30 protein-coding genes and 1 other RNA gene are annotated in these 24017 nt (G+C 35.9%); 3 read left to right on the forward strand and 28 right to left on the reverse strand.

All coding sequences use genetic code 11. From position 1 onward, the window contains the following. Positions 1–36: 36 nt before the first annotated feature. The 16 genes from H626_RS0106110 to H626_RS0106190 form a co-directional block, all read right to left on the reverse strand. Entirely contained in the window at positions 37–216 is a 180-nt protein-coding gene (locus H626_RS0106110) for a hypothetical protein (protein ID WP_027108569.1), read from the reverse strand. Positions 217–257: 41 nt separating this feature from the next. Further along, positions 258–410 carry a hypothetical protein gene (locus H626_RS11465; protein WP_156883256.1) on the reverse strand — a complete coding sequence of 51 codons (153 nt, stop codon included), beginning with the start codon at positions 408–410 and terminating at the stop codon, positions 258–260. Positions 411–433: 23 nt separating this feature from the next. Further along, positions 434–808: a hypothetical protein gene (locus tag H626_RS0106120; protein ID WP_027108570.1), complete on the reverse strand. Its 375-nt coding sequence runs from the start codon at positions 806–808 to the stop codon at positions 434–436. 135 nt (positions 809–943) lie between these two features. Next, on the reverse strand, positions 944–1306 hold the full coding sequence (locus tag H626_RS11790; RefSeq protein WP_425411627.1) for an HNH endonuclease: 363 nt from the start codon (positions 1304–1306) through the stop codon (positions 944–946). A 117-nt stretch (positions 1307–1423) separates the two neighbouring features. Continuing rightward, positions 1424–2032, reverse strand: coding sequence for a hypothetical protein (locus H626_RS0106135; protein WP_027108571.1), 609 nt, complete (start codon positions 2030–2032; stop codon positions 1424–1426). A gap of 1 nt (position 2033) precedes the next feature. Continuing rightward, positions 2034–2324, reverse strand: a complete 291-nt coding sequence (locus H626_RS0106140) for a hypothetical protein (protein WP_027108572.1) — start codon at positions 2322–2324, stop codon at positions 2034–2036. Between the two features lie 11 nt (positions 2325–2335). Next, the gene (locus tag H626_RS0106145) at positions 2336–2752 is read right to left on the reverse strand and encodes a hypothetical protein (RefSeq protein WP_027108573.1); all 417 of its coding nucleotides are present in this window, start codon (positions 2750–2752) and stop codon (positions 2336–2338) included. Positions 2753–2757: 5 nt separating this feature from the next. Continuing rightward, positions 2758–3159: a hypothetical protein gene (locus H626_RS0106150; RefSeq protein WP_156883258.1), complete on the reverse strand. Its 402-nt coding sequence runs from the start codon at positions 3157–3159 to the stop codon at positions 2758–2760. A gap of 162 nt (positions 3160–3321) precedes the next feature. After that, on the reverse strand, positions 3322–3699 hold the full coding sequence (locus H626_RS0106155; protein WP_051237874.1) for a hypothetical protein: 378 nt from the start codon (positions 3697–3699) through the stop codon (positions 3322–3324). Positions 3700–4008: 309 nt separating this feature from the next. Beyond that, the gene (locus H626_RS0106160; RefSeq protein ID WP_027108576.1) at positions 4009–5736 is read right to left on the reverse strand and encodes a phage/plasmid primase, P4 family; all 1728 of its coding nucleotides are present in this window, start codon (positions 5734–5736) and stop codon (positions 4009–4011) included. Further along, complete coding sequence (locus tag H626_RS0106165; RefSeq protein ID WP_156883260.1) at positions 5737–6615, reverse strand: primase alpha helix C-terminal domain-containing protein; 879 nt, start codon at positions 6613–6615, stop codon at positions 5737–5739. A gap of 28 nt (positions 6616–6643) precedes the next feature. Beyond that, positions 6644–6904, reverse strand: coding sequence for a hypothetical protein (locus H626_RS0106170; protein WP_027108578.1), 261 nt, complete (start codon positions 6902–6904; stop codon positions 6644–6646). A 125-nt stretch (positions 6905–7029) separates the two neighbouring features. Further along, a complete protein-coding gene (locus tag H626_RS11470) occupies positions 7030–7191 on the reverse strand; it encodes a hypothetical protein (protein WP_156883262.1) in 162 nt (53 codons plus the stop codon). A 15-nt stretch (positions 7192–7206) separates the two neighbouring features. Continuing rightward, on the reverse strand, positions 7207–7440 hold the full coding sequence (locus H626_RS0106180) for a hypothetical protein (protein WP_027108579.1): 234 nt from the start codon (positions 7438–7440) through the stop codon (positions 7207–7209). A 72-nt stretch (positions 7441–7512) separates the two neighbouring features. Continuing rightward, positions 7513–7791 (reverse strand): helix-turn-helix domain-containing protein, encoded by a 279-nt coding sequence (locus H626_RS0106185; RefSeq protein ID WP_027108580.1) that lies wholly within the window; start codon positions 7789–7791, stop codon positions 7513–7515. A 34-nt stretch (positions 7792–7825) separates the two neighbouring features. Further along, a complete protein-coding gene (locus H626_RS0106190; protein ID WP_027108581.1) occupies positions 7826–8029 on the reverse strand; it encodes a hypothetical protein in 204 nt (67 codons plus the stop codon). 140 nt (positions 8030–8169) lie between these two features. On the opposite strand from H626_RS0106190, the gene H626_RS11185 reads away from it, so the two are divergent. Beyond that, complete coding sequence (locus tag H626_RS11185) at positions 8170–8892, forward strand: helix-turn-helix domain-containing protein (RefSeq protein ID WP_027108582.1); 723 nt, start codon at positions 8170–8172, stop codon at positions 8890–8892. Between the two features lie 57 nt (positions 8893–8949). Further along, positions 8950–10095, forward strand: coding sequence for a tyrosine-type recombinase/integrase (locus H626_RS0106200; RefSeq protein WP_027108583.1), 1146 nt, complete (start codon positions 8950–8952; stop codon positions 10093–10095). 235 nt (positions 10096–10330) lie between these two features. Here H626_RS0106200 and ssrA read toward each other — a convergent pair. After that, positions 10331–10697: a transfer-messenger RNA gene (ssrA, locus tag H626_RS11305) on the reverse strand. A gap of 179 nt (positions 10698–10876) precedes the next feature. Between ssrA and H626_RS0106205 the strand changes: the two genes are divergently transcribed. Then, on the forward strand, positions 10877–11632 hold the full coding sequence (locus H626_RS0106205; RefSeq protein WP_027108584.1) for an NAD-dependent protein deacylase: 756 nt from the start codon (positions 10877–10879) through the stop codon (positions 11630–11632). A 65-nt stretch (positions 11633–11697) separates the two neighbouring features. Here H626_RS0106205 and H626_RS0106210 read toward each other — a convergent pair whose 3' ends face one another. The 11 genes from H626_RS0106210 to gap all read right to left on the reverse strand — a co-directional run bounded on the left by H626_RS0106210 (position 11698) and on the right by gap (position 24010). Next, a complete protein-coding gene (locus H626_RS0106210) occupies positions 11698–12474 on the reverse strand; it encodes a Cof-type HAD-IIB family hydrolase (protein ID WP_027108585.1) in 777 nt (258 codons plus the stop codon). Positions 12475–12495: 21 nt separating this feature from the next. Continuing rightward, positions 12496–13176 (reverse strand): histidine phosphatase family protein, encoded by a 681-nt coding sequence (locus tag H626_RS0106215; RefSeq protein WP_027108586.1) that lies wholly within the window; start codon positions 13174–13176, stop codon positions 12496–12498. A 188-nt stretch (positions 13177–13364) separates the two neighbouring features. Further along, the gene (smpB, locus tag H626_RS11645; protein WP_027108587.1) at positions 13365–13826 is read right to left on the reverse strand and encodes an SsrA-binding protein SmpB; all 462 of its coding nucleotides are present in this window, start codon (positions 13824–13826) and stop codon (positions 13365–13367) included. Between the two features lie 27 nt (positions 13827–13853). Then, positions 13854–16211, reverse strand: a complete 2358-nt coding sequence (rnr, locus tag H626_RS10770; protein ID WP_035618790.1) for a ribonuclease R — start codon at positions 16209–16211, stop codon at positions 13854–13856. Continuing rightward, entirely contained in the window at positions 16211–16957 is a 747-nt protein-coding gene (locus H626_RS0106230) for an alpha/beta hydrolase (protein WP_027108588.1), read from the reverse strand. The genes rnr and H626_RS0106230 overlap by 1 nt, the downstream gene beginning before the upstream one ends. A 253-nt stretch (positions 16958–17210) precedes the next feature. Beyond that, the gene (gene secG / locus H626_RS0106235; protein ID WP_027108589.1) at positions 17211–17441 is read right to left on the reverse strand and encodes a preprotein translocase subunit SecG; all 231 of its coding nucleotides are present in this window, start codon (positions 17439–17441) and stop codon (positions 17211–17213) included. 462 nt (positions 17442–17903) lie between these two features. Further along, the gene (gene eno, locus H626_RS0106240; protein ID WP_027108590.1) at positions 17904–19205 is read right to left on the reverse strand and encodes a phosphopyruvate hydratase; all 1302 of its coding nucleotides are present in this window, start codon (positions 19203–19205) and stop codon (positions 17904–17906) included. A gap of 79 nt (positions 19206–19284) precedes the next feature. Further along, positions 19285–20820: a 2,3-bisphosphoglycerate-independent phosphoglycerate mutase gene (gene gpmI / locus H626_RS0106245; protein ID WP_027108591.1), complete on the reverse strand. Its 1536-nt coding sequence runs from the start codon at positions 20818–20820 to the stop codon at positions 19285–19287. Next, on the reverse strand, positions 20820–21575 hold the full coding sequence (gene tpiA / locus H626_RS0106250) for a triose-phosphate isomerase (RefSeq protein WP_027108592.1): 756 nt from the start codon (positions 21573–21575) through the stop codon (positions 20820–20822). Before tpiA ends, gpmI begins: the two co-directional genes overlap by 1 nt. A gap of 44 nt (positions 21576–21619) precedes the next feature. Further along, positions 21620–22807, reverse strand: coding sequence for a phosphoglycerate kinase (locus H626_RS0106255; protein ID WP_027108593.1), 1188 nt, complete (start codon positions 22805–22807; stop codon positions 21620–21622). Between the two features lie 207 nt (positions 22808–23014). Further along, positions 23015–24010, reverse strand: a complete 996-nt coding sequence (gap, locus tag H626_RS0106260; protein ID WP_027108594.1) for a type I glyceraldehyde-3-phosphate dehydrogenase — start codon at positions 24008–24010, stop codon at positions 23015–23017. Positions 24011–24017 lie beyond the last annotated feature (7 nt).

Below are 24017 nucleotides of genomic sequence, written 5' to 3' on the forward strand. Positions count from 1 at the left end.
AAGACTACCCAACTGAATGGATAGCCTTTTGATATGTTAAACCAGCATTGAATCAATTTCTTTAAGCATAATCTTCTTTTTAAGTTCACGTTGTTCCGTTTCACTTAAAGTAGATTTTCCACTATTTGCAAACCGTTCTTGCATGCGTGTGATATACTCATCTTTTGTAATATCTTCAGTAGTGAGCTTATTTCCCAATCTAATTTCTTTTTCCATTTTATCACCTCCTTTATTTTATTGAATCAGCACTAAAAATATTATCTCAATAAACTATCTATTTTAAATTTGATTCTAATCTTTTGTTTTTCTCTTTTTGTGAGTGAAGATTTAGCCAATAACTTATCAATGTTTTTCCCATACTCATTGTTTTTTACAGCTATTTCTTTCTTTAATTCATCATATTTACTCATTTGTTCGTCTCCTTTTCAGCTTATTAATATCTTTTCTGTAAGAATGCGTCAAAACCATCATCAGTTTCTCCACCTGTTTTATCAATTAGATCAGTGAGCTGTTTAATAATTCCCATATGGTTTTTAATCATTGAATTATATACTTCCACCTCTGGACTTCTCTTAGTTCCCCACTGATTAGCTCCATTTTGATATTGGCTGGTCGTTCCATGTTCTGCGATGTGTTTCTCTAGCGTATTCAAGATAACCGTATGAAATGAAGCACTATCAATTAAGGATTGCACAACGTCTTTCTTTTCTTTTGGTATCTTCTCAAATAAACCATTTAATCGTTTCATTTCTTTATTGATTTTTCTTTGTACCTCTTTATCGTTTTTAATCTCGCTAACTTTTGCCACTGACACACCTCCTTTCTTCCTCGATACCTACACGGTCTATATAACCTCTTGTGCGTTACGTACTTCTTCACCGCCGGTCTTAAATATTTTAACTATTTTTGAGCGGACGGGGGCAGAACCGGTTAACTTCTCTCGTCACACCGGCAATTGTAGTTGTTCTTTGTTAGTGTCTATCTGTTTGTCACTCTTGATTATATTGCAATGAATATGTGCGAGCCTTACGTTATCCCATGTGTGTGTTCCACCTTTACTCAATGGAATGACATGCTCTATTGATGGATAGTTACTACCAGCAATGAACGTTCTATAGTCCCTCTGCTCATAGTCTTGACTGTCACACTCTTCACTACATAAGTAGCATGTGTTGTCATATAGTTTGACTAACTTGTCTACTGTTATATCCCACTCAACCTGTCCGTTACGCTCAGCCCACTTCCTTCTGCGCAATGTCTTTCTAGCGTGGTTGTATTTGTGCATGCACTTATTGGAACAATACATCTTCTTACGCTTGCTCTTGAATGGCTCACCACAGTTATTACATATTAGGTCGTGCGGTTTGTTTAGCTCAATCTCTGCTAAACGCTTCTCTTCCACCCTCGCTTGTTTGCGCTTATCCTATTTCTTCCAGTTAACCCTACCCACTATTTCATTTCCATCTTTGTCTACGTGAATAATTTTTGCTTGTTCGTTTTTTATTTTTTCTTTTTCTCTTTCAGCTTTGACTTGTTCCACTCTTGCTTTCTGTTTCATCTCATCATAGTACTTACTATATTTATTAAACGAATGGTCACGCCTTGCCAATAAGATTTCAGTTTCTTTTTCTTTCAGTTCTTCACGTGCTTCTTTGAGTAATGTATCTGTCCGATCAGAGTACTCTCTATATTCCTTGCTTGCTTCTTCTCCTAACTCAAGCAACGGATCTAACTGTTTCTGCTTATAGGATTCAATATCCATGTGTGCGAATAGCTCCAGTTCGTCCAGCTCGTCTTGTAGTTCTCTCTTACGTTTCAGTACCAACTTACGTTTACCTTCATCATTGATGATATCTACATCAGTGACTAAGTGAGTCAATGCTTCTTTGATTGCTGGAATACGTTCAGATGATAGTTCTTTCTTTTGTTTCAGTGTCACTACTTCAGCGATTACTCTATCAACTTCCCCAGCGAATTGTTTCACTTTCTTATGGTTCTTTACGTTTAATTCTTTTGTATAATAGTTTGTCATTTTATTTATCCCCTTTTGTTTTAGTTTTATTTAATGGTTTGATGTTTGCTACTGTAATACGATTACTATAAATAATTTTTCCGCCTGATTTCTCTCTCATGTGTCCGTACGCTGCTGCTTCAATCTGATACTCTTTTCCAATCTCCATATCTAGATCATCATGAACGCCAACGGATAAGTTTCCAGCCGTATCATCATGAAACAAATACACTGATGTGTTATAACCCTCGTGAATCTTTTTATAAAAACTGCCTTCTAAAGTGAATAGTAATCTGTCTTCTCTATTTCTCATGCGGTTTCTCCTCAATTTATATTTTGTATTCTTTCATACTTATCCATACGCTCCTTATCACTATGTTCTTGCATAATTAACTTTAATTTTTTTTGTACTGCTCGCCTTTGTTTCGTGTATTCGCTTGCTTCCATATCCAACTCATCGGCAACAATTTGATCGCTGGGATGTGCTTTAATTAGTCCTCGCTCGATTGTCGGTCTGTCGTACTTAGTCGCAAGGAAATTTCTATCTTCTGTAGAAAGCTCTTTAAGTGCTTTGAACAATCTCTTTGCATTGCTTAATCCAGTTGCCTCTAAGTCTTTAATGTTCTTCTTATACCTGTACCAATTATTCAAATAATAACTTTCTCGTATAGGTGCTTCTTCTTTCAAAATAGTTTGCACTAACTTATCTAACGTTTTTAGTTTAGCTGCGGTTTCATCCATTGTTTTTACACCTCCAATAGTTCCAACATGTCTTCAAAACCTAATACAGTGCCATCTCTGATACTTTCTCTTAAATCTGGCGTGAGTCCATTCATACGCTGCAAAGCTTCCTCTATCTCGCTTATCTCCTCCATGAGAGCTTCTTCAATCCGCTTCTGGCACTCCACGTTTTCATGGAATACATACCGCTTTTTGAAATAGTGTCGTTCAATAGAAGAGATCGAATCCAAATACTGCAAGAAGTACCGTTGTTTCTTCTTATCGTCTTCGATGTGCTTTTCCATGTTCTGAATCACTGTCACATGATCGCACACCTCTAGCTCTATATTGAAGGCCTTTACTGTTAACTGGTCGTCATAATAGTGATTGCGTGTAGTGAGGGAACGATTATAAAAAGAGTAGTCCATTCGCTTTATGCGTTCCTCCGCTTGTTGAATAGATTCTTCCAGCATGAAATATTCTTGAATTAATTTGTTTTCAATAAGACCTCCCACCTTTTCAGAAAAAATTTGCCTTGCTTACTCATCTATCAGTAAAGCGTGTCTAAAGAAATCGGATTCCCTCACTTTTTATTGAATATATCCAGCTTTGTTATACTCTTTTTTTAACGATTTTTCAGAGATATTAAACCGCCAATTTAAGCGTGTGAGATCGTCTGGTGTAAATCCACTTAATACCAACGCTCCTTTCATAGCTCCATTTGATACGTAAAACCGGCCATGTTCGAATACATGTTTCAAGTTATACGTATCATGTAACGGATTTGTTGTTTTACGTTTATCCAATCCTTCACACCATTCCACCAGTTGCTCTTGTTTAACGACAGGCAAATCATAAAAGGCCAATGGCGAATCTTTTTTAGTAAATTGTTCCCAGCCATCTGGTTCATCTCTGTACAATGCAATTTCTGGTATTTCTAATTCTTTCACTAATTCATTTATGATCATGTGTTTTCCCCCAGTTTTTTTGTTTATTAATCTAGTTAACCGATAAAAATTCCATTTCCCAGCCAATGCAGTTAAGTCAAACCCGCTGTGAATTAGATAACTGCATGAAAAGTGTTGTTAAATCAACGTTTATAGGCCAATGCAGTTATGCAGTTAAGTTTCCTCATATTTATTTATATATATATATACAAATGTCTATACTTTTCTTTTTTCTTTATATAATATTTAAAAAGATAACTGCATAACTGCATTGGTTACTATAAAGCCTTACATATCAACGTAAATCCATGCAGTTATCTATGCAGTTATCTATCCTCTTAAACTGTATAACTGCATTAACTCTGTTTTATATTTCTTCATTTCAGCTAATTGTTTTTCATGACTTTCAACATCTATTAGTTTCATGTTTGAGTTACTGGATTGCATAGCCTCTGCGGTACGTTCCATCTGGCCTATTTCCTTTTCTATTGCTTGCACTTCGAGAATCTCTTCATTACGAGTATTTACATAACAAGTTTTTCTAGCTTTGCGGTAACGATCCTGTATATAAGTTAATTCTTCAATAAATGGCTCATTCTCTATGAGATTGTCTTCTTCTATAAAATAATCCAACACTTGAAGCGCTTGTTGTCCTGTATGCCTCCAATCTCTCGATTTAGCGATAAACTCATTTAATCGAGAAACAAACATCCGTTGTGATAGTTTGCTCGGTTTTCCTATCATTCTTGACCATTGAACAAAGTAGGTGTACACAAAATCAACTCTTAACCGTCCACTTTGGAAGTGCTGGAATACATTCTCGTAAAAATCTGCGACTACATCATTTTCTAACGTGAATTCATGTAACACTTTTTCGCTAGCTTTTGGTTGAATAAACAATGTAAAATCTTCTAACTGTAAGGCTTGGTACATGATCCCTTCTAATATTTCTTTATCGTGTGCATATTCGTTTTTAATACGTGGATTCCCTTTTCCACCTTTGAAACTTTTAACGAAAGGAACAATCAGCATTCTTCTTTTGAATGCTCCTGTAACATCTGTTGTTCTCAAGTGACCATTTATTGATTGAATAACTAATGGTGTACCTTGATAAGAAAACCGTGGCTGGTTCTTTGGATTTACGTTAATAGAATCGCCTGTAACAAGTGATTTCAGCACTCTTGGTTCATTAATGAATGAGCTTGAATCATTATCATCTCCGATTACTACTTGAGCGGTATCAATGCCTTGTAGCTGGTGACTTTGTGTCATTTCCGTAACTGTTAAGGCCATTGTGTTTTCTTTTCCAATCAAGCTGGCAATAAATTCTTCAAATGTTCCTTTCCCAGTTCGTCCGCCTCCACTATCTCGGAGTAATACGAATTGTTCTCGATTCTTCAACTGAACGCTAGCTCGTATGATCTGCCAAAAGAGAAGCTCTAATTCCTCATCATCATTTGACCAGTCTTTTACCATTTCGCTAAACTTCCAGCCGGTTCTCTCTGGCTCGCTTGTGACTTCCCTATAATTCGTTGCAATCTTTGAAGTGAAAAGTAAATCTGGTCTGTATTCTTCCAATTGATTAGACAAAGCGTTATAAATGCCATTTCCTACACAAATAAATTGATTTCCTCTGTATTTTTCTTTTACTGCTGCTTCGTTTTTCAAATGAAATAGCACATTCTCTGCCGTTTTTTTAATAAGTGTGTTTTCTAAATATGAAATGACTTTGAAGAAATAGGCTTCTTTTGTTGTGTAAATTCCTTCATCTATCAAATACATACTAACTGGATTATCAATTTTATCTATAATCACAAAAGGTATATATTCTTGCAAGATATGAGCTACTTCTAACGGTGTTAAACGTGGCTTTTTCACTTTCACATTTTCGCCTTTGCCTACTGCATACTCTCTTTTCTCACGTTCTTCTATCCCTCTTTGAATGAGAGCCTGTTCCAACTCTTTTACGGTCTTAGGTGGCTCTTTTACAGTGGTTTTGGTCGCTTCTTTATATTCCTTCAACATGGTTGAAATTTCATCTGGCATTTCTCTACTCAATTAGTTTCCTCCTTTCTGCTTTATCTGATCGGATTTCAGTATGCTTCCAAATAGTGTATTCACTTCATCTTCAAAAAGAGGCGGATGGATAAAGTTATCATTTACTATATGAATCCATTCATAAACCGCCTCTGCTTGCATTCCTAATGAAAATAACTTACCTGTTACTGATGTAAGATATTGATTGCGTTCTCCCTCACTGATGGACTCCAACAAACTCTCCATGTATTGAGCGGTAAAGGTTCTTTTCCGTTGGTAGTTCACCGTTAAAACTGGTTTCCTAGTCGGTTTCTGTTGCTGGTGGTTCTCTTTCCATTCTTTTTGTTTCTGTATTGCTCTATCTACTTCTATTACGCCTATTCCTTCGTTATAGAGCGTTCTTTGTTCATAAACGGATATTTCCTCGAATGTTGTTGGAAGTCCTTGCATTTGGCTAAAAACCTTTGAGGATTCATCATACTTCAAGCCAATCAATCGAGTAATATAATGCGTGAGTGGTTCACTCTCTTCTTTGGTATAAGGTCTATCAAGCTTTAAAATCACTCTATACCGTAAGCCCATCAACTGATGTCTTATCGTTGGATAGGCGTAAAACTCCAATGGCTTTATCTTGTTTAGTAGGTGCTGTTTGAATTCTTCTTCTGAAAGATTAAGCCCATCATAATCAAGAGCTAACACACTGCGCCTGATTACATTCTCATTGTTGCGTGTGAGTGACTTCATCTCGCCTGCAATGAAGTAATACGCTTCGTCAAACTTTATTTTTTCTAGTTCCTCTACATTTTTAAACTGCGTTACTTTAGCGGTGCGGAGTAATTCAAAATCGCCTAATTCCGATTCAATCGCTTGCATTTGATTCCCTCGGATTCCTTTCTTCATGTACAGCAAGTTGCCACCTCCATTTTATTTATTCCTTTAGCATTTCTTTTTCCATTGTTTCGAGCAACTCATCCATGCAATCTAAACGTGATTCTAATAAATCGAATAGTGTTTCCATCTGTTCACTCAATCGTTCTATTTCAGCTAAGGTGAATTCTTCTCTCATGTATTTTTGTTGAGATTTTTCTGTTACGCCATCCCAATTTTCACTCAATGTTTTAGTCAATGCTTTTGCGAATCTTTTTTCATCTGCAATTTTCATTATCAAATCTAATTTTCTGACACCCATTTTTATATCGCTCCTCAAGTTTGTTTTTGTTGACCTAGAGCGGTTTTATTGGTAAACTAGACAAAGAGATAGTTTTACCAAAAGGGTTTCCGTTCCCTGTATTTTTTGCCTTTAACTTTGCCGAGTTATAGGCTATTTTTTTGCTCTATATTATCTAAAGTAGTGTGTAATTGTTCTATAGCGTTATCTAACCGTATGACTTGAATAAGTGTGCGGATTGCCCAATAAGAAATGAAACCCATTATAAAACCATAGACAGAGAAAAATACTGCTTGCCATAACATCATTTGTTTCACCTCCTTTCACATTAAGTGCAATACATCATCAATCGTGCGTTTCTGCATTTCAATATCATGTAACTCTTTTGTGAGTTCCTCCAGCGCCTGTACATAGTATCGTGTCGTTATAATCGCTAAATTATATTCTTCCATAAGATCCAATATTTCTTCATTGATTGATTTCACATCACTATCGATTCGATTGTATGCAGCCATTAAAGTTACTTTTGTTTCAAGGACTGATTTAGTTTTTATCATTTATTCTTCCTTTCGTTAATTAAAATTTCACCTATGCTTCTTTTACACTACGTTGCCCACGCGATTTATTTTTTAATTTTCGAAATTATTCATAAACTCAATCAATGTACTTTTACTTATGAAAGTTCGTCCGCCTATTTTTATAGTTTTTAACTGATATTTAGATATCCAGGTGTTTAAAGTTCCTCTAGATATTTGAACGTATTCACACACCTCTGGAAGTGATAAATAATCTCTGGAGTATAAATCCTTCTTGAGTGAGTCTTCGAAAACATTCTGCACTGTTGTGTAAATTAAAAGCTGCAATTCTTTTTCCAATGATTCGGATACGTCAATTTTCAATTCTGCCATTCTCTTCACTCCTTTACGTCATTTTCGTCTTAAGTTAATTAAAAAAAATATCCTTTATTTCTGTATCTGGTCTATACTCTCTCACTTTTTCAAGAATTAATTCCATTTCATAATCTTTAAAAGGTATTCTTTTTTTCTCTTTATTCCTATAAGTTGTTTCAGAAATGCTTAAGTGGTCTGCCATTTCTTTTTGTGTTAAGCCTGTCATTATCCTATATCCTCCAACAATGTTCTTCATGTTCCACACCTCCCTAAAACGTCATTTTCGTCTTTCTATGTATATCTTATCAGAAACGGTTTTGACAAGCAACAACTTTTTCGTCATTTTCGTAGTTTTTTTATTTAATTTGTGTATAATAGAGATATGGAGGTGTCAAAGTGGATAAAGACAAAAAACAAATTGGCTTGAGGATTCAAAATATACGATTAAGCAAGAATATGACTTTAAAAGAATTCGGTACAATATTTTCTCCAGCTGCTGCAGATAGTATTATTTCTCGCTGGGAAAGAGGTGTTAGTCTACCTAACAAAAAAAGATTGAATAAAATAGCTGAATACGGGGATATGTCTATTGATGAATTACTATATGGAAGTTATGAGAATGTTGTTAAAGAATTAATCGAGGAAGCAAATTATTATAGTAATAATGGAGAATTTAAAGAATTAGATTTAGATCCTAAAGGTTTAAAAGTAACTTTAAATGAAATATCTTCTTTCTACTGGAGGTATTATCTTAAAGTTGCTAATGAAAATAATGAAAAACAGAACCATCAAGAAAAAATCGACTTCTTATATAGAATGATTGCAAATGAATGCAAGAATCAAGATATACGTATGACTGATTATAAAAAAATATTTCAATGTATTCACACATTTTTTACAGATACTATTTTTCTCAACTCGTATTCAAACTATGGATTTGTAGATTACACTCTAGATCAATTATTAAATATTATAAACGTGAAGAATCTTGAGTACATCAGTCTTGCTAAAAAACAAGGTGTTTCTATTGATTCAAACTTACTGGCTGAAACTAATAATATACTAACTGATACTATGAAGAAAGTTCAAGAAAAGAAAAAGAAATACCCTAACGAATAATTTAAAAAGCCCTTTTACATACCCGTTGCCCACGTGTGTTAAAAGGAGAAATTTAAAATGCTGAAAATTAAAAGTTATCAAAAGAAAGACGGTCAAACTTATTATAAGTTTCATACCTATCTCGGTTTAGATGAATCTGGGAAGGTCGTTCGTGCTGGTCGTCAAGGTTTCACAACTGAAAAAGAAGCTCGTCAAGTTGCTATGAAACTTAAGAGTGAGTTCCAGGAATACGGTTATCAGAAACCAACGTATGAAACGTTTAAAGAAGTATTTGAATTATGGTTTGAATCAGTCTATAAACGTGACGTACGAGAAAGTACGGCCGTTAAAACAAAAGAGCTGTTCGATAATCACATCTTAAAAGAGTTCGGTCATATGCGAGTATCTAAGATAACTAAAGTTCATTGTAGAGTCGCAATCAACAAATGGAATAAAACCTTAAGCAAAACTAAGATAATGAAAAACTATTGTAATCGAGTTTTTGATTTCGCCATTGATGATTTAGACTTAATTAAAACAAATCCAATGGAGCGAATCAAAGTACCAAAATTTAAAAAAGAAAAAGCTCAAGTGGATTTCTACAATAAAGAAGAATTGAAACAGTTTTTGGAGTGTGTAAACAAAGAGTCTGATCCTAAATGGTCTGTCATTTTTCGCTTACTGGCTTTTAGCGGTATGCGTAAAGGGGAATTATTAGGCCTGCAATGGAAGAAGGTAAACTTTGAAGATAATACCTTGACCATTGACCAAACTCTCACAAGAGGGGAAAACAATACGCTTATCATTCAAGACACGAAAACGAACGCTGGTAATCGTGTTATAACTATGGACTCTAAGACAATGGCTATTCTTAAAGAGTGGCGTACACAACAACGTTTGGACTTCTTGAAGTTAGGTATGAACACGAATAAACCAAATCAATATGTATTTACTCAATACAAAGATAATGGCTTTATCCAACACGCTAACATTACAAATGCCATTAATAGAATCATTAAGAAACATGATCTAAAGAAAATAACAGTTCATCAACTACGACACTCACACTGCTCTTTACTGTTTGAGTCTGGAGCAAGTATCAAAGAAGTACAAGAAAGATTAGGCCATTCGTCATATGAAGTTACTTTAAACATCTATACTCACGTAACTGAACAAAAGAAAGATGAGGCTGCCGATAGATTCGCTCAACACGTGGGGTTCTAAGGGCTTTACCCACTTCATCAGTTGAAATGTGCATAGAATCGCTCTCTCATCACAACGAAAAAAGAGTATCTAATATAGTCATTAGGTACTCTACATTTTTACCGGTTTTCCTTCAAAATATACGAGAACGTTTGTTCGTATGCAAGGAAACCATGCAAGGAAACAAAAAAAGAAGCCTTGCAACGTTGGAAGAATAGCTTCACACCAACGATTACAAGACTTCTATTATAAATTACTATGGAGACGAGGGGAGTCGAACCCCTGTCCAAATACATCGACACTCAAGTATCTACGTTCATAGTTATACTATTAGGAATTCGCGCCACAGTAGCCGTATAACAGGCATCCTACTTTGCTAGTCTGATGATCTCTTCCACTTCTTCCAGACGGAAAGAAGTGGCGTATCCCACTAATTTATAGGACCCGGGGCCGAGCACATGGACGATGCCGGTCGGATCACGCTAAGCTGTTATTACGCAGCTAAAGCGTAAGTGTTTTGTTTGTTGTTTGCAGTTATATTTAACTGTAACGTTGGTACGCAGCCGTAACCTGCGGAACGCAACCTAAGCTCAATCTGCACCTGTCGAATCCATAACGTCCCCAGATTCAAAATACACAGACTTACTTCTAAGTCTAATACTAGAATACCACATTTCTTTCTAAAAAGAAAGTATGTTCCCATTTCAATCAAAAATACTTTTTATATTCACAAGCCTATCTTTTTATGAATATGTTTGGTAATCTTACCAATAATAATAAAACTATAGAATGAGGCAATCATATGGACCAAAAAATTTCTCAGTTACAACAATATATAGCAGAAGCAAACCAAATTACTTTTTTTGGAGGAGCAGGTGTTTCAACTGAAAGTGGTTTGCCCGATTACCGCTCCTCTACTGGACGGTACAAAGAATTAGAAAGAAAAGGAATTGATCCAAAAGTTTTGATGAGTAAACGATTTATGCTCAATCATCCCGAAATATTTTTCAGAAGACCCGACAAAGAATCAGCTCCAAAAAAACCAGAACCGAATGCAGCCCATTATTACTTAGCAAAATTAGAAGAAGCACGAAAAGATATTCGAATTGTAACTCAAAACGTAGACGGTTTGCACCAGAGAGCCGGCAGTCGCTTTGTGTTAGAGCTTCACGGGAGTGATCACTATTGGTATTGTATGGATTGTGAGAGAAAGTATCAACGGGCTGAGCTAACTCGCGACGAGGAAGGAATTCCACGGTGCCCCATCGATCGAGGGATCATTCGCCCAGCTGTGATTCTCTTTGGTGAAAACCCGGATCCTAGCGTTATTCAAAAGAGTAAAGATACAATTGCCCAATCTGATTTACTGATTATCGCTGGAACCTCTCTCTCGGTTTATCCAGCCAAGAACCTCACACATTATTTTAAAGGAAAACATGTCGTAGTAATTAACGAAGAAGCAATTCCTACCCCCAAGTTGACTATTGATTTATTTATTCAAGCACCTGTTGGTCAAACGTTAAGTCGCTTACCAAATCCATTGGATACTTTTATATAAGCTAAGACCACATATTTCTCAAAAATTGCCTTTAAGCAAATTCGGGAAACATGTGGCCTTTTTTTTTAAATCAAATTGAGTTGTTTTAATCCTTCTATTACTCCACCATTTGAATGATCACTTGTAATAAACTGTGCAGCTTCTTTAATCTCTGAGATTCCATTTCCCATAGCTACGCCATAATCAGCACGTTTGATCATTTCAATATCATTTGGCCCATCACCAAAAGCATATACAGGTATATCAAACAGATTTGTAGATTTAATCAACGAATCGATAGCCGTGGCTTTTGAATTGCCTTTTGAAATGGTATCAATACTATGGGGTGTATTCCTATAAAATGATAACTCAGGGAAAGCATTTCGAAAGTCAGCATCCAGAGCGGTGTTTTTTGTTACAACTAAAAGCATTAAAATTTCTTCTTTTGTGTATAATTTTGGATCTACTGCAGGCGGATTTTCATGTAAATAAGCATAGGTATCCACAATATTCTGATTATGATGAGTAATACGAATTTTATCTTCTGAATAAAACGAAAGAGCGACTTTCTTTTCTTCCGTCATTCGAATGACTCGTTCAATAATATCAATTGGAATAACTGACCGATACACTTCTTTTCCTTCAAATTGTATATATTGACCATTTAATGTGATAAATGAATCGATGACTGTTTCATCTAGAACGTGTTGAATTTCAATCATACTTCTACCTGTGGCGATAAACGGAACGTGTCCATTATCTTTCATCATGGCTAAAGCCTCTTTAACCGCGGGATCTACTTTTGACTGTTTATTTAATAAGGTTCCATCTAAATCGAAGAACACTAAAGATTTCGCTTTCACTTAAAAACTCCTCTTTTCATTTTAATCAATATCTGTAAAGTGAGAAACATCATTGTAACTTTCTAAATGATATTTCCCCTCATAATAACTAGCTACCGAGACACTGGCATTTAATAAAGAATCCGGATTTTTCAATTCAGGTAACAAGTTGATCAAGAGATACCGTATCGTTCCTCCATGAGCAACTACTAAAACATTTTCTCCTGTATCACGATGGCGGTCTACTAATTCAAGCAAACCTTCTTCAATACGCGACCAGAAAGTCATAAAGTCTTCGGCATCATGATATGGATCTGCTTGTAAAGTTCCATTCATTCTTTCGGGAATGGTTGTATTTCTAAACATTTCTTTCTTCGATTCAAATCCTAATTCATCGGCAACTTTTGTCCATACATTACTCCCGATATCACCCTCAAATGATCCAAAGAACACTTCTCTAAACTGTTTCATTTCATTAATAGACAGACCAAAAGCATGTTTGTTTTCACCTAAAATAATGCGGGCAGTTTCAATTGTACGGGTCAAATCACTGGAATAAACTGCATCAAACTTAACATCTGCCAGTCCTTCACCGCTTCTTTTCACATCTCTTACTCCACTATCTGTTAATGGAGCATTGCTCCAACCCTGCATTCTTCCATAATGATTCAAGTATGTTTCACCGTGTCGCACAAAATAGAACGTGACACCTTTCTTAGCCATGAATTTTCCTCCTTATTCGTTCATCAATACTATTCTACCAAATTTTTCTCTAAATTACGAAAAGGATTTCTTGTTTTAGGGGCAGTGAAATCGACTCTGTATCATTAGATATATATTAGCACATTTATCTAAAAATATTGCTTACTATACTGAAAAGAGACCAGAATTTTATTCTAGCCTCTCTTTTCTCAATAGCGTTCTTTTAGCGCACGATCGACTTCTCGTTTTTGATCTTTTCGTTTCAAAGTTTCCCGTTTATCGTATTGTTTCTTCCCTTTTGCTAATCCAATCAGAACTTTAGCATACCCATTTTTTATATATACCTTTAATGGGACTAACGTTACACCAGTTGATTTTGTTTCTTCAACCAGCCGATTGATTTGTTTCTTCTTCAATAATAATTTTCGCGTTCGCACTGGATCATGATTAAACAAATTCCCCTGTTCATAGGGTGCAATGTGTACATTACTTAAGAACGCTTCACCATCGCGGATTTGTGCATATCCATCTTTTAAATTAATTCGTCCTGCACGGATGGATTTTATTTCAGTTCCCGTTAGCACAATGCCGGCTTCAACGGTATCTAAAATCGTATACTCATAACGAGCTTTTCTATTTTGAGCGATTAGTTTTCCTTCACCTTTAGGCATTGTTTTCCTCCACCCTATTTTTTCTTTCTATTGCTTTTTTTTGTTTTTATTATCTGTTTTCTGATTTGTTTGTCTTACTTTAAAGTTAGGTTTCCCGCTAGATTTTTTCCCACTGGTAGACTGAGATTTTGATTTGGGTTTTGATTGTGCTTGTGATTTGGATTTTGGCTTACTTGAACGCACTGGTTTTTTATTGCTGACTTCTATTTGATCTTTTTTATCGAGAACAATTTCAAAATCGATTTCCCGAATATCTGGATCGACACTCACTAATTTAACTTTAATTGTTTGACCAATTCGATAAACTTTTCCAGCACGTTCACCAATTAGCATCAGTCCTCTTTCGTTAAATTCGTAATAGTCATCTTTCATTGTTGAAACATGGACGAGCCCCTCAACTGTATTCGGCAACTGAATGAACATACCAAAACCAGTAATGGAGACGATGATTCCATCAAAAATCTCTCCAACTTTGCTTAGCATATATTCTGCCTTTTTCATTTCATCGGTTTCTCTTTCCGCGTCAACTGCACGTCTTTCTGTCATTGAACTACGTTCAGCAATATCGGGCAATTTTTCATTCCATTTTTTCTTGATTGCTTGAGAAGTTCCCTCATCTATATACGTATGGATCAATCGATGTAAAATAAGATCCGGGTAACGTCTAATAGGTGAAGTGAAGTGAGAATAGTAATCTGCCCCCAATCCGAAGTGTCCAATAGGTTCCACATCATATTTTGCTTGTTTCATACTACGGAGCATTAACATAGAAATAACTGCTTCTTCTGTTTTACCTTTTACTTGTTCCATAACTTTTTGTAAGTTTTTAGGAGAGACAGTATCTTTCGTTCCTTTAACATTGATACCAAATCCTGTCACAAACTCTAGGAACCGTTGCATTTTTTCTTCATCAGGTTGTTCATGAATCCGAAATAAAATGGGTAATTGCTTTTTCGCATAATGTTCAGAAACCGTTTCATTTGCAGCAAGCATGAACGATTCAATCAAGCGTTCCCCAACTCCACGTTCCCTTAAAACAATATCTAAAGGTTTACCGTCTTCATCAACTAGGATCTTGGCTTCTTTGGAATCAAAATCGATTGAACCACGTTTCTCTCTTTTAGCTTCTAAAATATGGTGTAATTCAGCCATTAGGTCGAACATATCTATTAAATCAGCATATTCATTACGGGTAGTAGGATTTTCTTCATCGAGAATTTCATTTACTGCCTGATACGTCATTCGCTGCGAAGAACGGATGACACTTGGGAAAATATCGTGATCGATTACATTCCCTTTTGAGTCAATTTCCATTGTGCAACTCATTGTTAAGCGATCAACATTTGGATTTAACGAACAAATACCATTTGACAAACGCTGCGGGATCATCGGTATTACTCTATCAGTTAAATATACACTCGTTCCGCGTTCATATGCTTCTTTATCAATTGCTTTATTTTCTTTTACATAGTGAGAGACATCAGCGATGTGTACACCTAAATAGTAGTTTCCATTACTTAATTTTTTAACACCGATAGCATCATCTAAATCTTTCGCATCTGCACCATCTATGGTTACAATAACTTCATCTCGTAAATCGACTCTTCCTTTTAAATCTTCTTTAGTAATTTCATCGGGAACCCGATTGGCTTCTTCAATAACTTCTTGTGGGAATTCTGCAGGAATACCATGTTTATAAACAACCGTTAAAATGTCTACACCCGGATCATTTTTATGCCCGATTACTGATGTGACAATCCCTTGCATACCATGCGGTAAATCTTTTGTTGGGTATTGTGTAATTTCTACTTGAACAATACTACCTTCTACTGGTTTTACACCTTTACGTTCAATGAAAATACGTACATCTGATAATTCTTTATTTTGAGGCTCTACAAATCCATATAAGCCCATTTCTTTTTCTTCCTCAGGTGAATAAGCTATAAATTCCCCCACTAACTGAGAAGTGCCTCTTTCCAAAATGGATTGAACTTCTCCTTCTGCTCCTCGATCTCGCCATTCTTCAGCTTTTTTCGTAATCCGAATACTGACAATGTCACCTTCCATTGCAAAATTTGTTTTATTTGGAGGAATAAATACATCTTTTTCTTCCTCTTCTAATTCAACAAACCCAAATCCTTTAGTATTACTTCTAAATTTCCCTGACAAAACTGGTTTCTTAACAGCTAATTTGAATTTCCCTTTTTTATTCAGGAAAACTTTTCCTTCACGTTCTAAGTCAGCTAAAGCATTGACAAGTTTCTTAAATTCTCTAAACCCAGTTAATTCCATTCCTTCACTTATATCATTTACTTCAAAAGCTACTTTTTCGCTTTTATCCATATAAATAAGGACGGATTCTTTTAAAGCGTCATACTTTCCCATTATTTTCCTCCATTCCATTCAATTTTCTTTAAGAACTTAATTAAATCATCTTGCAATTGACGACCACTATCTCCTACTGTAACAACATGTGGTGCTTCTTTATAGAGATGATAGACTGGTTTGATCCGTTTCAAGCTATCTTTAAAAGCCTCTGCAATTTCCGGGTCAATCAATTGGTCTCTACCACCTTGGGCAATAAAAACCGGTATTTCAATATTTTCATATTGTGTTTCCATGTCATCTACAAGATCAGACAAATCAGAGAAAATCACTTTTAATCTCTCCTCGGCCTTATCCATTTTCTTGCTAATTTCTTCATTGGTCATTCCTTGACTTTGTTTAATCTGTTGATAATAAGGAAGAAAACTCTGGATGACATTATTTCTTTCTGTGTGCATAACGGGTGAAGAAAATACACCAGCTGCAGTAATCGATTCTTCTAATAATAATTTTGTAGCAATAATACCGCCTAGAGACAAACCAAACACAGCAATCTCCTCAAACCCTTTTTCTTTTAAAAACTGGATAGCTTTTTTGCCATCTTCAACCCAATCTGAGGGGCCAAATTTTAACACATCATCCGGGTCAGCAGTTCCGTGACCGCTAAATGTTGGAGCGTAAACAGTATAACCTTCTCTTTCTAAAGATCTCCCCAAGGATCTCATATCATTCGGGGTACTAGAAAAAGCATGAAACAAAATAATCGCCTTTGGTCCTTTTTCAAAATAAAATGTTCGATCGCGCATATTGTCCTCCTGTGCTAATTTTCTCTCTTTATTTTAAGATAAATGGAAGAATTTGCATAATAAAACAACTATCCAAATTAGCTTACTCGTAAATATTTATGTGTATACTAACTATATCATACATTTAACTTATCATATTTACTGGAGTTGCGATGTGACCAATTTGCTTATCAACATTCTATCTTTTGCTCTGAATGTAACAAAAGAAGCTGAGACAACATCTCAGCTTCTTTTCAAATTTATATAGTCTCTGTTAAACAAAAAAGGCGAGTGCTATAGCAAGCGCAAAGAATATTACACCTAAAACAATAGTCAGTTTTTGTAAAAAAGCTTCAAAGCCACGAACTTTTGTTTTACCAAATAATTGAGTTGCGCCACCGAGAAAAGCATTTGATGCATTTTGAGTTTTTGTAGGTTGCATTGCAATAACAATGATCTGTAAAATTGATACAATTAGTATAAGTGTTAAAAATAAGTCGTACAACCTCATGCCCTCCTGTTCTTCATACTTTCTTCATCCTATTTATTTTATCATAAGTCAAGAAAAAATACTATACTTGAAACATACTGTCCTATCACTATTTTCTATATACTTCAGCCTAAACTAAAAGTTTTATACACCGTACTTTTTTCTAACTACACGCCTTCAAATATTTTTTTATAGAATTCCAAAGTTTTCTATCTTCGTAGAGAGTCAAAGAATATCTTGTACTTGTAGTCATTCTATCGTCTGAAATAGTTTTGCTTTTCGAAAAAATCTTTTTAAAGATTATAAAATACAGACTGTACTTTTTCCAAATTATTTATTCTTTTCCCAGTCAGAAAGCAATAGATTCAGCATATATTGCTTTCTTTATAGTTTCAAAAAATAAATAATATTTAGCTTATATGATATATGCAAAAAAAGGATTGAGACAAAGTCTCAATCCTTTTTTAACTTTACTGATTATTTGTTTTTCAAGTTATAGAAAGCTTCTATTCCTTGATATTCTGCTAATTCACCTAATTGATCTTCAATTCTTAACAGTTGGTTGTATTTAGCAATACGGTCTGTACGGCTTAATGAACCAGTTTTGATTTGACCAGCATTTGTTGCAACTGCGATATCCGCAATTGTTGAATCTTCTGTTTCACCAGACCGGTGAGATACAACTGCTGTATAACCAGCTTTTTTAGCCATTTCGATAGCATTGAATGTTTCTGTCAATGTACCAATTTGGTTAACTTTGATTAAAATAGAGTTGCTGACACCATTATCGATTCCTCGTTTTAAAATTTTCGTATTTGTTACGAATAGATCGTCTCCAACTAATTGAACTTTTTCGCCTAAACGTTCAGTCAATAGTTTGAATCCATCCCAGTCATTTTCATCCATACCATCTTCAATAGAGATGATTGGGTATTTATTTACTAATTCTTCCAAGTAATCTACTTGTTCTTTAGCATTACGTTTCGCACCATGTTCTCCCTCGAATTTAGCGTAGTTGTACACGCCATCTTCGTAGAATTCAGAAGCAGCACAGTCAAATCCTAAATACACATCTTTACCGGGTACTAAACCAACATTTTTGATTGCTTCAAGAATAGTTTCAACGCCATCTTCAGTTCCTTCAAATTTCGGAGCGAATCCACCTTCGTCACCAACAGAAGTTTCAAGTCCGCGCGCTTTCAAGATAGCTTTAAGTGAGTGGAAAATTTCAGCACCCCAACGTACAGCTTCTTTGAATGTTGGTGCACCAACAGGTAAGATCATAAACTCTTGGAATGCAATCGGTGCATCAGAGTGTGATCCGCCATTGACGATGTTCATCATAGGTGTAGGCAATACTTTTGCATTGAATCCGCCTAGATATTGATATAAAGGAATTTCAAGGTAATCTGCTGCTGCTCTTGCAGCGGCAATAGAAACGCCTAGAATAGCATTCGCACCTAATTTACCTTTGTTATCAGTTCCGTCTAATTCAATCATAGCGCCATCGATACCCATTTGGTCACGAACGTCAAATCCGATGATTGCTTCAGCAATTGTTGTGTTAACATTTTCAACTGCTTTAGAAACACCTTTACCTAAATAGCGATTTTTGTCGCCATCACGTAATTCGACAGCTTCGTGTTCACCAGTAGAAGCACCGGAAGGAACCATACCGCGCCCGAAAGCTCCGCTCTCCGTATATACTTCGACTTCAATAGTTGGGTTACCTCGGGAATCTAGTACTTCACGTGCAAGAATATCTGTAATAATTGACATAATTTTATTCTCCCCTTTATTCTTAATAATTCTTTTTAAGTTTAATCCAATTTCTTTCAAGAAACAATGAAAACTTAACTTAATTCTTTTGAATTAGACTTTCTCCTGTCATTTCTTCTGGTTTTTTAATCCCGAGTAAATCAAGCATAGTTGGTGCCACATCAGCCAATTTGCCATCTGTGCGTAAAGTAGCCCCTTTTTTAGTTACAATAACAGGAACTGGCACAGTTGTATGTGCAGTATGTGGTTGTCCTTCAGGCGTCAACACTGTATCTGCATTTCCGTGGTCTGCAAAAATAATTGCTGTGCCACCTTTTTCGTGAATTGCATCAACTACATTACCTAAATTCTCGTCAACTGCTTCAATCGCTTTTATTGTGGGTTCTAACATTCCAGAATGGCCAACCATATCAGGATTTGCAAAGTTTAAAATAATCGCATCATGTTTATCTTCTTGAATATCTTTTATTAATGATTCGGCTACTTCATAAGCACTCATTTCAGGTTTCAAGTCATACGTTTCTACTTGAGGAGAAGGGATCAATGTCCGCGTTTCACCAGGAAATTCGTCATTTGTTCCTCCGTTCATGAAGAACGTTACATGAGGATATTTTTCTGTTTCAGCAATTCGTAATTGCGTTTTGTTATTATCTGCAAGTACTTGTCCCAAAACATTTTTCAAGAAAATTGGTGGATACATTACTTCTGCATCCAAATCAGCTGTGTAGCGAGTCATCGTTACAAACTTGATGTTCTGCGGCCGAGTTCCTCTATCAAATTCATTAAACTCGTCACCTTCTGTTAACGCACGAGACAACTGAATCGAACGGTCAGGACGGAAGTTAAAGAACAACACTGCATCATTATCTTGAACAGTTGCTACGGGTATACCATCTTTTTCAATAACGACAGGCAAAATAAATTCATCGTTTATTTCTTGTTCATAACTATCTTTAACAGCTTGTACTGGATCAGTTGCTTTATTTCCTTCGCCATGGAAAATAGCATCGTAAGCCTTCTTGATACGTGGCCAACGGTTATCTCTATCCATTGCATAAAAGCGGCCAGAAATAGTCGCAATTTCACCTAATCCGATTTTTTCCAACTCGTCTTGCAAGTCTTGGATAAATCTTGCTCCAGAATCAGGAGGTACGTCTCGTCCATCCGTAAATGCATGGACATAAACACGTTTCACTCCACGTTCTTTTGCTGATTGTATCAATGAGTACAAGTGGCGGCTGTGACTATGGACACCACCATCTGAAACAAGTCCGAAAAGATGTAAAGCAGAATCATGATCCTTAACGTGATTCAAAGCATTGTTAAATGCCTCATTATCTTGCATTTCTTTATCAGCGATAGATTTATCGATACGTGTGATACTTTGATAAACAACACGACCGGCACCGATATTTGTGTGACCAACTTCAGAATTCCCCATTTGGCCTTCTGGTAATCCTACAGCCAAACCTGAAGCTTTCATAGTAGCATGTGGAAATTCATTCCAGTAACGATCAAAATTTGGTTTATTAGCTTGGGCTACAGCATTTCCAAACATTTCTTTTCTACATCCAAAACCATCTAAGATGATAATGGCTACAGGTGCTTTACTCATTACTTTACAGCCTCCAATAATGCTAAGAATGACTCAGGTTCCAAACTTGCCCCTCCGACTAATGCACCATCAATATCTGGTTGCGCCATAATTTCAGCAATATTTGCTGGTTTCACACTTCCACCGTATTGAATGCGGACTGCATCAGCAACTTCTTTAGAATACAGTTCAGCAACTGTATTACGAACTACAGCAATCGTTTCATTTGCTTGCTCAGCAGTAGCTGTTTTCCCTGTTCCAATTGCCCAGATAGGTTCGTAAGCTAACACACTTTTTTTCACTTGTTCAGCTGATAATCCTTTTAAAGCTTCTTTCACTTGTCCACTTATCCACGCATTTGTTTCGCCAGCTTCACGCTGTTCAAGTGTTTCTCCAACACAGATGATTGGCACCATATTATTTTCAAATACAGCATGAGCTTTTTTATTAACTTCTTCATCAGTTTCATGGAAAATTTGACGTCTCTCAGAATGTCCAATAATAACATAAGCAACGCCTAAATCACTTAAAGCTACTGGACTTGTTTCACCAGTAAATGCTCCTTCATTTTCGTAATAGCAATTTTGTGCAGCGATTTTTAAATCAGAATCTGCTGTTAAATCTACTAGTCCTTGAACAAAGATATTTGAAGCCCCAATAACAGAGTCTACTAAATCTGCTGATGGGATTTTGCCTTGAATTTTTTCAATGAATGATGCTGCTTCAGGAGCAGTTTTATTCATTTTCCAGTTTCCTGCAATAATTGGTTTACGCATAATTCAATCTCCTTCTTTCTGTTATTCGTTAAATAGTTAGTCGATTATTTATCAGAAATTGCTGCAATCCCTGGCAATTCTTTTCCTTCGAGGTATTCTAGTGAAGCTCCACCACCTGTTGAAATATGACTAAAGTCTTCTTCGAATCCTAGTTGTTGCGCTGCTGTAGCAGAGTCTCCCCCACCAATAATAGTTATTGCATCATCCAAATTAGCTAAAATTTCACAGACAGCTGCTGTTCCTTTAGCAAAGTTAGACATTTCGAACACACCCATAGGTCCGTTCCATACAACAGTTTTAGCACCTTTTAACTCTTTTTCAAAAAGTTCGATTGTTTTAGGACCAATATCTAATCCCATTTTTCCTTCTGGAATGTTTTGGCCAACGACGTCTGTTGGTGCATCATTGTTAAATTCTGAGGAAACAACGGAATCTACTGGTAAAATCAATTTATCCCCAGCTTTTTCTAACAACTCTTTAGCTAAATCAATTTTATCTTCTTCAACTAATGAATTGCCAATATATTTCCCTTGAGCTTTATAGAAAGTGTAAGTCATTCCCCCACCAACTAAAACTTTATCTGCTTTAGTCAACAAGTTTTCAATGACACCAATTTTATCGCTTACTTTTGCTCCACCTAAGATAGCTACAAATGGACGTTCTGGTTGGTCAACCGCTCCACCAATAAAGTTGATTTCTTTTTCAACTAAGAAACCTGCAGCAGATTCTATGTTTGATGCAATTCCTACATTAGAAGCATGTGCACGATGAGCTGTTCCGAAAGCATCGTTTACAAAAACGTCACCTAAACTAGCCCAGTATTTACCTAATTCGGGATCGTTTTTACTTTCTTTTTTACCATCAACATCTTCAAAACGAGTGTTTTCAAACATCATGATTTCGCCGTCATTTAATTCATTAACTGCGGACTCTAATTTTTCTCCACGTGTTTCAGAAACAAATGTAACCTTTTTGTTAAGTAATTCGCTCAAACGTTCAGCAACTGGACGTAGGGATAATCCCTCTTTGTCTTCTTCAGTCTTTACACGTCCTAAATGTGAAAACACAATCACTTTTCCATTTTGTTCTAGAATATACTCTAGTGTCGGAAGAGCCGCTTGGATACGGTTATCATTCGTAATCTTGCCATCTTTCATTGGTATGTTGAAATCTGCACGAACTAGTACCTTTTTTCCTTTTAAGTCTAAGTCTTTTACTGTTTTCTTTACCATGTGTAGAATCCTACCTTTCTTTTCGGAAGATAACTTTCTTTACAAAAAAAGGGGGAAGCGCGATCCCCTATATTTAGTTTGAACAGTGTAGATTTCATTAGCTTACGCTTAAAATCGAATTGTTCACTTAAATAATAGAGTATATGCTCCCCCGCTTATATATTACTGTTTGGTTTGATTTGCTGCTTACTCTAGAGTCTCTTCGAATTAAAGGCTTGAGAAGTATTCTAAAGTACGTACCATGTTACCTGTAAAGCCGTATTCGTTATCATACCAAGCAACAGTTTTAACTAATTTGCCGCCATCTGATCCTTCGATAACTTTTGTTAATGTTGAATCAAATACTGATCCAGCATCTAGTCCGATGATGTCTGAAGATACGATTTCGTCTTCATTATAAACAAATGCATCGCTAGAGTATTTTTTCATTGCTGAGTTAACTTGTTCTTCTGTTACGTCTTTTTCTAACACAGAGTATAACTCTGTCATAGAACCAGTAATTACAGGGATACGAACAGCAGTACCGTCAATTTTACCGTCAACTTCAGGAATAACTAGTCCTACTGCTTTAGCAGCACCTGTTGAGGCTGGAATTGCATTTGCTGCACCGGCACGACTTTTACGTCCGCCTGGTGAATCTTGTAAAACTTGAGTTGAAGTATAAGCATGGATCGTGCTCATTAGTCCACGGTTAAGTCCAAATTCTTTGTTTAACACATTGACCATTGGTGCCAAACAGTTTGTTGTACATGATGCAGCTGAAATAATTGTATCGTTTGTTTCAATTGATTCATGGTTAACACCAAATACGATAGTTTTTAAATCACCCTTAGCTGGAGCTGAAATAAGAACACGTTTTGCTCCTGCATCGATATGAGCTTGAGATTTTTCTTTAGTAACGTAAAATCCGGTACATTCCAAAACGATGTCGATTCCTAGGTCTCCCCAAGGTAATTTACTAGCGTCTTTTTCTGCGAAAGATTTAATTACTTTATCTCCTACTACTAAAGAGTCTCCCTTGATTTCTATATCATGTGGAAAACGTCCTTGTGCTGTATCATATTTTAACAAATAAGCTAAATCTTTGTTATCTGTTAAGTCGTTGATTGCTACTACTTCTAATTCTGTATCTATTTCCATGATACGGCGTAGAGCTAAACGTCCAATACGTCCAAAACCATTGATTGCTACTTTTACTGTCATGTGCTGA

Origin of the sequence: Lacticigenium naphthae DSM 19658, from assembly GCF_000425865.1 — a bacterium.
In the GTDB taxonomy this organism is placed as follows: Bacteria; Bacillota; Bacilli; order Lactobacillales; family Carnobacteriaceae_A; genus Lacticigenium; species Lacticigenium naphthae.

Coding starts and splice junctions, on each gene's coding strand:
- H626_RS0106110 (WP_027108569.1), bottom strand. CDS start 216: ATGGAAAAAGAAATTAGATTGGGAAATAAGCTCACTACTGAAGATATT.
- H626_RS11465 (WP_156883256.1), bottom strand. CDS start 410: ATGAGTAAATATGATGAATTAAAGAAAGAAATAGCTGTAAAAAACAAT.
- H626_RS11790 (WP_425411627.1), bottom strand. CDS start 1,306: ATGTATTGTTCCAATAAGTGCATGCACAAATACAACCACGCTAGAAAG.
- H626_RS0106135 (WP_027108571.1), bottom strand. CDS start 2,032: ATGACAAACTATTATACAAAAGAATTAAACGTAAAGAACCATAAGAAA.
- H626_RS0106140 (WP_027108572.1), bottom strand. CDS start 2,324: ATGAGAAATAGAGAAGACAGATTACTATTCACTTTAGAAGGCAGTTTT.
- H626_RS0106145 (WP_027108573.1), bottom strand. CDS start 2,752: ATGGATGAAACCGCAGCTAAACTAAAAACGTTAGATAAGTTAGTGCAA.
- H626_RS0106150 (WP_156883258.1), bottom strand. CDS start 3,159: ATGGACTACTCTTTTTATAATCGTTCCCTCACTACACGCAATCACTAT.
- H626_RS0106155 (WP_051237874.1), bottom strand. CDS start 3,699: ATGATCATAAATGAATTAGTGAAAGAATTAGAAATACCAGAAATTGCA.
- H626_RS0106165 (WP_156883260.1), bottom strand. CDS start 6,615: ATGAAGAAAGGAATCCGAGGGAATCAAATGCAAGCGATTGAATCGGAA.
- H626_RS0106170 (WP_027108578.1), bottom strand. CDS start 6,904: ATGGGTGTCAGAAAATTAGATTTGATAATGAAAATTGCAGATGAAAAA.
- H626_RS11470 (WP_156883262.1), bottom strand. CDS start 7,191: ATGATGTTATGGCAAGCAGTATTTTTCTCTGTCTATGGTTTTATAATG.
- H626_RS0106180 (WP_027108579.1), bottom strand. CDS start 7,440: ATGATAAAAACTAAATCAGTCCTTGAAACAAAAGTAACTTTAATGGCT.
- H626_RS0106185 (WP_027108580.1), bottom strand. CDS start 7,791: ATGGCAGAATTGAAAATTGACGTATCCGAATCATTGGAAAAAGAATTG.
- H626_RS0106190 (WP_027108581.1), bottom strand. CDS start 8,029: ATGAAGAACATTGTTGGAGGATATAGGATAATGACAGGCTTAACACAA.
- H626_RS0106200 (WP_027108583.1), top strand. CDS start 8,950: ATGCTGAAAATTAAAAGTTATCAAAAGAAAGACGGTCAAACTTATTAT.
- H626_RS0106205 (WP_027108584.1), top strand. CDS start 10,877: ATGGACCAAAAAATTTCTCAGTTACAACAATATATAGCAGAAGCAAAC.
- H626_RS0106215 (WP_027108586.1), bottom strand. CDS start 13,176: ATGGCTAAGAAAGGTGTCACGTTCTATTTTGTGCGACACGGTGAAACA.
- smpB (WP_027108587.1), bottom strand. CDS start 13,826: ATGCCTAAAGGTGAAGGAAAACTAATCGCTCAAAATAGAAAAGCTCGT.
- rnr (WP_035618790.1), bottom strand. CDS start 16,211: ATGGGAAAGTATGACGCTTTAAAAGAATCCGTCCTTATTTATATGGAT.
- H626_RS0106230 (WP_027108588.1), bottom strand. CDS start 16,957: ATGCGCGATCGAACATTTTATTTTGAAAAAGGACCAAAGGCGATTATT.
- eno (WP_027108590.1), bottom strand. CDS start 19,205: ATGTCAATTATTACAGATATTCTTGCACGTGAAGTACTAGATTCCCGA.
- gpmI (WP_027108591.1), bottom strand. CDS start 20,820: ATGAGTAAAGCACCTGTAGCCATTATCATCTTAGATGGTTTTGGATGT.
- tpiA (WP_027108592.1), bottom strand. CDS start 21,575: ATGCGTAAACCAATTATTGCAGGAAACTGGAAAATGAATAAAACTGCT.
- H626_RS0106255 (WP_027108593.1), bottom strand. CDS start 22,807: ATGGTAAAGAAAACAGTAAAAGACTTAGACTTAAAAGGAAAAAAGGTA.
- gap (WP_027108594.1), bottom strand. CDS start 24,010: ATGACAGTAAAAGTAGCAATCAATGGTTTTGGACGTATTGGACGTTTA.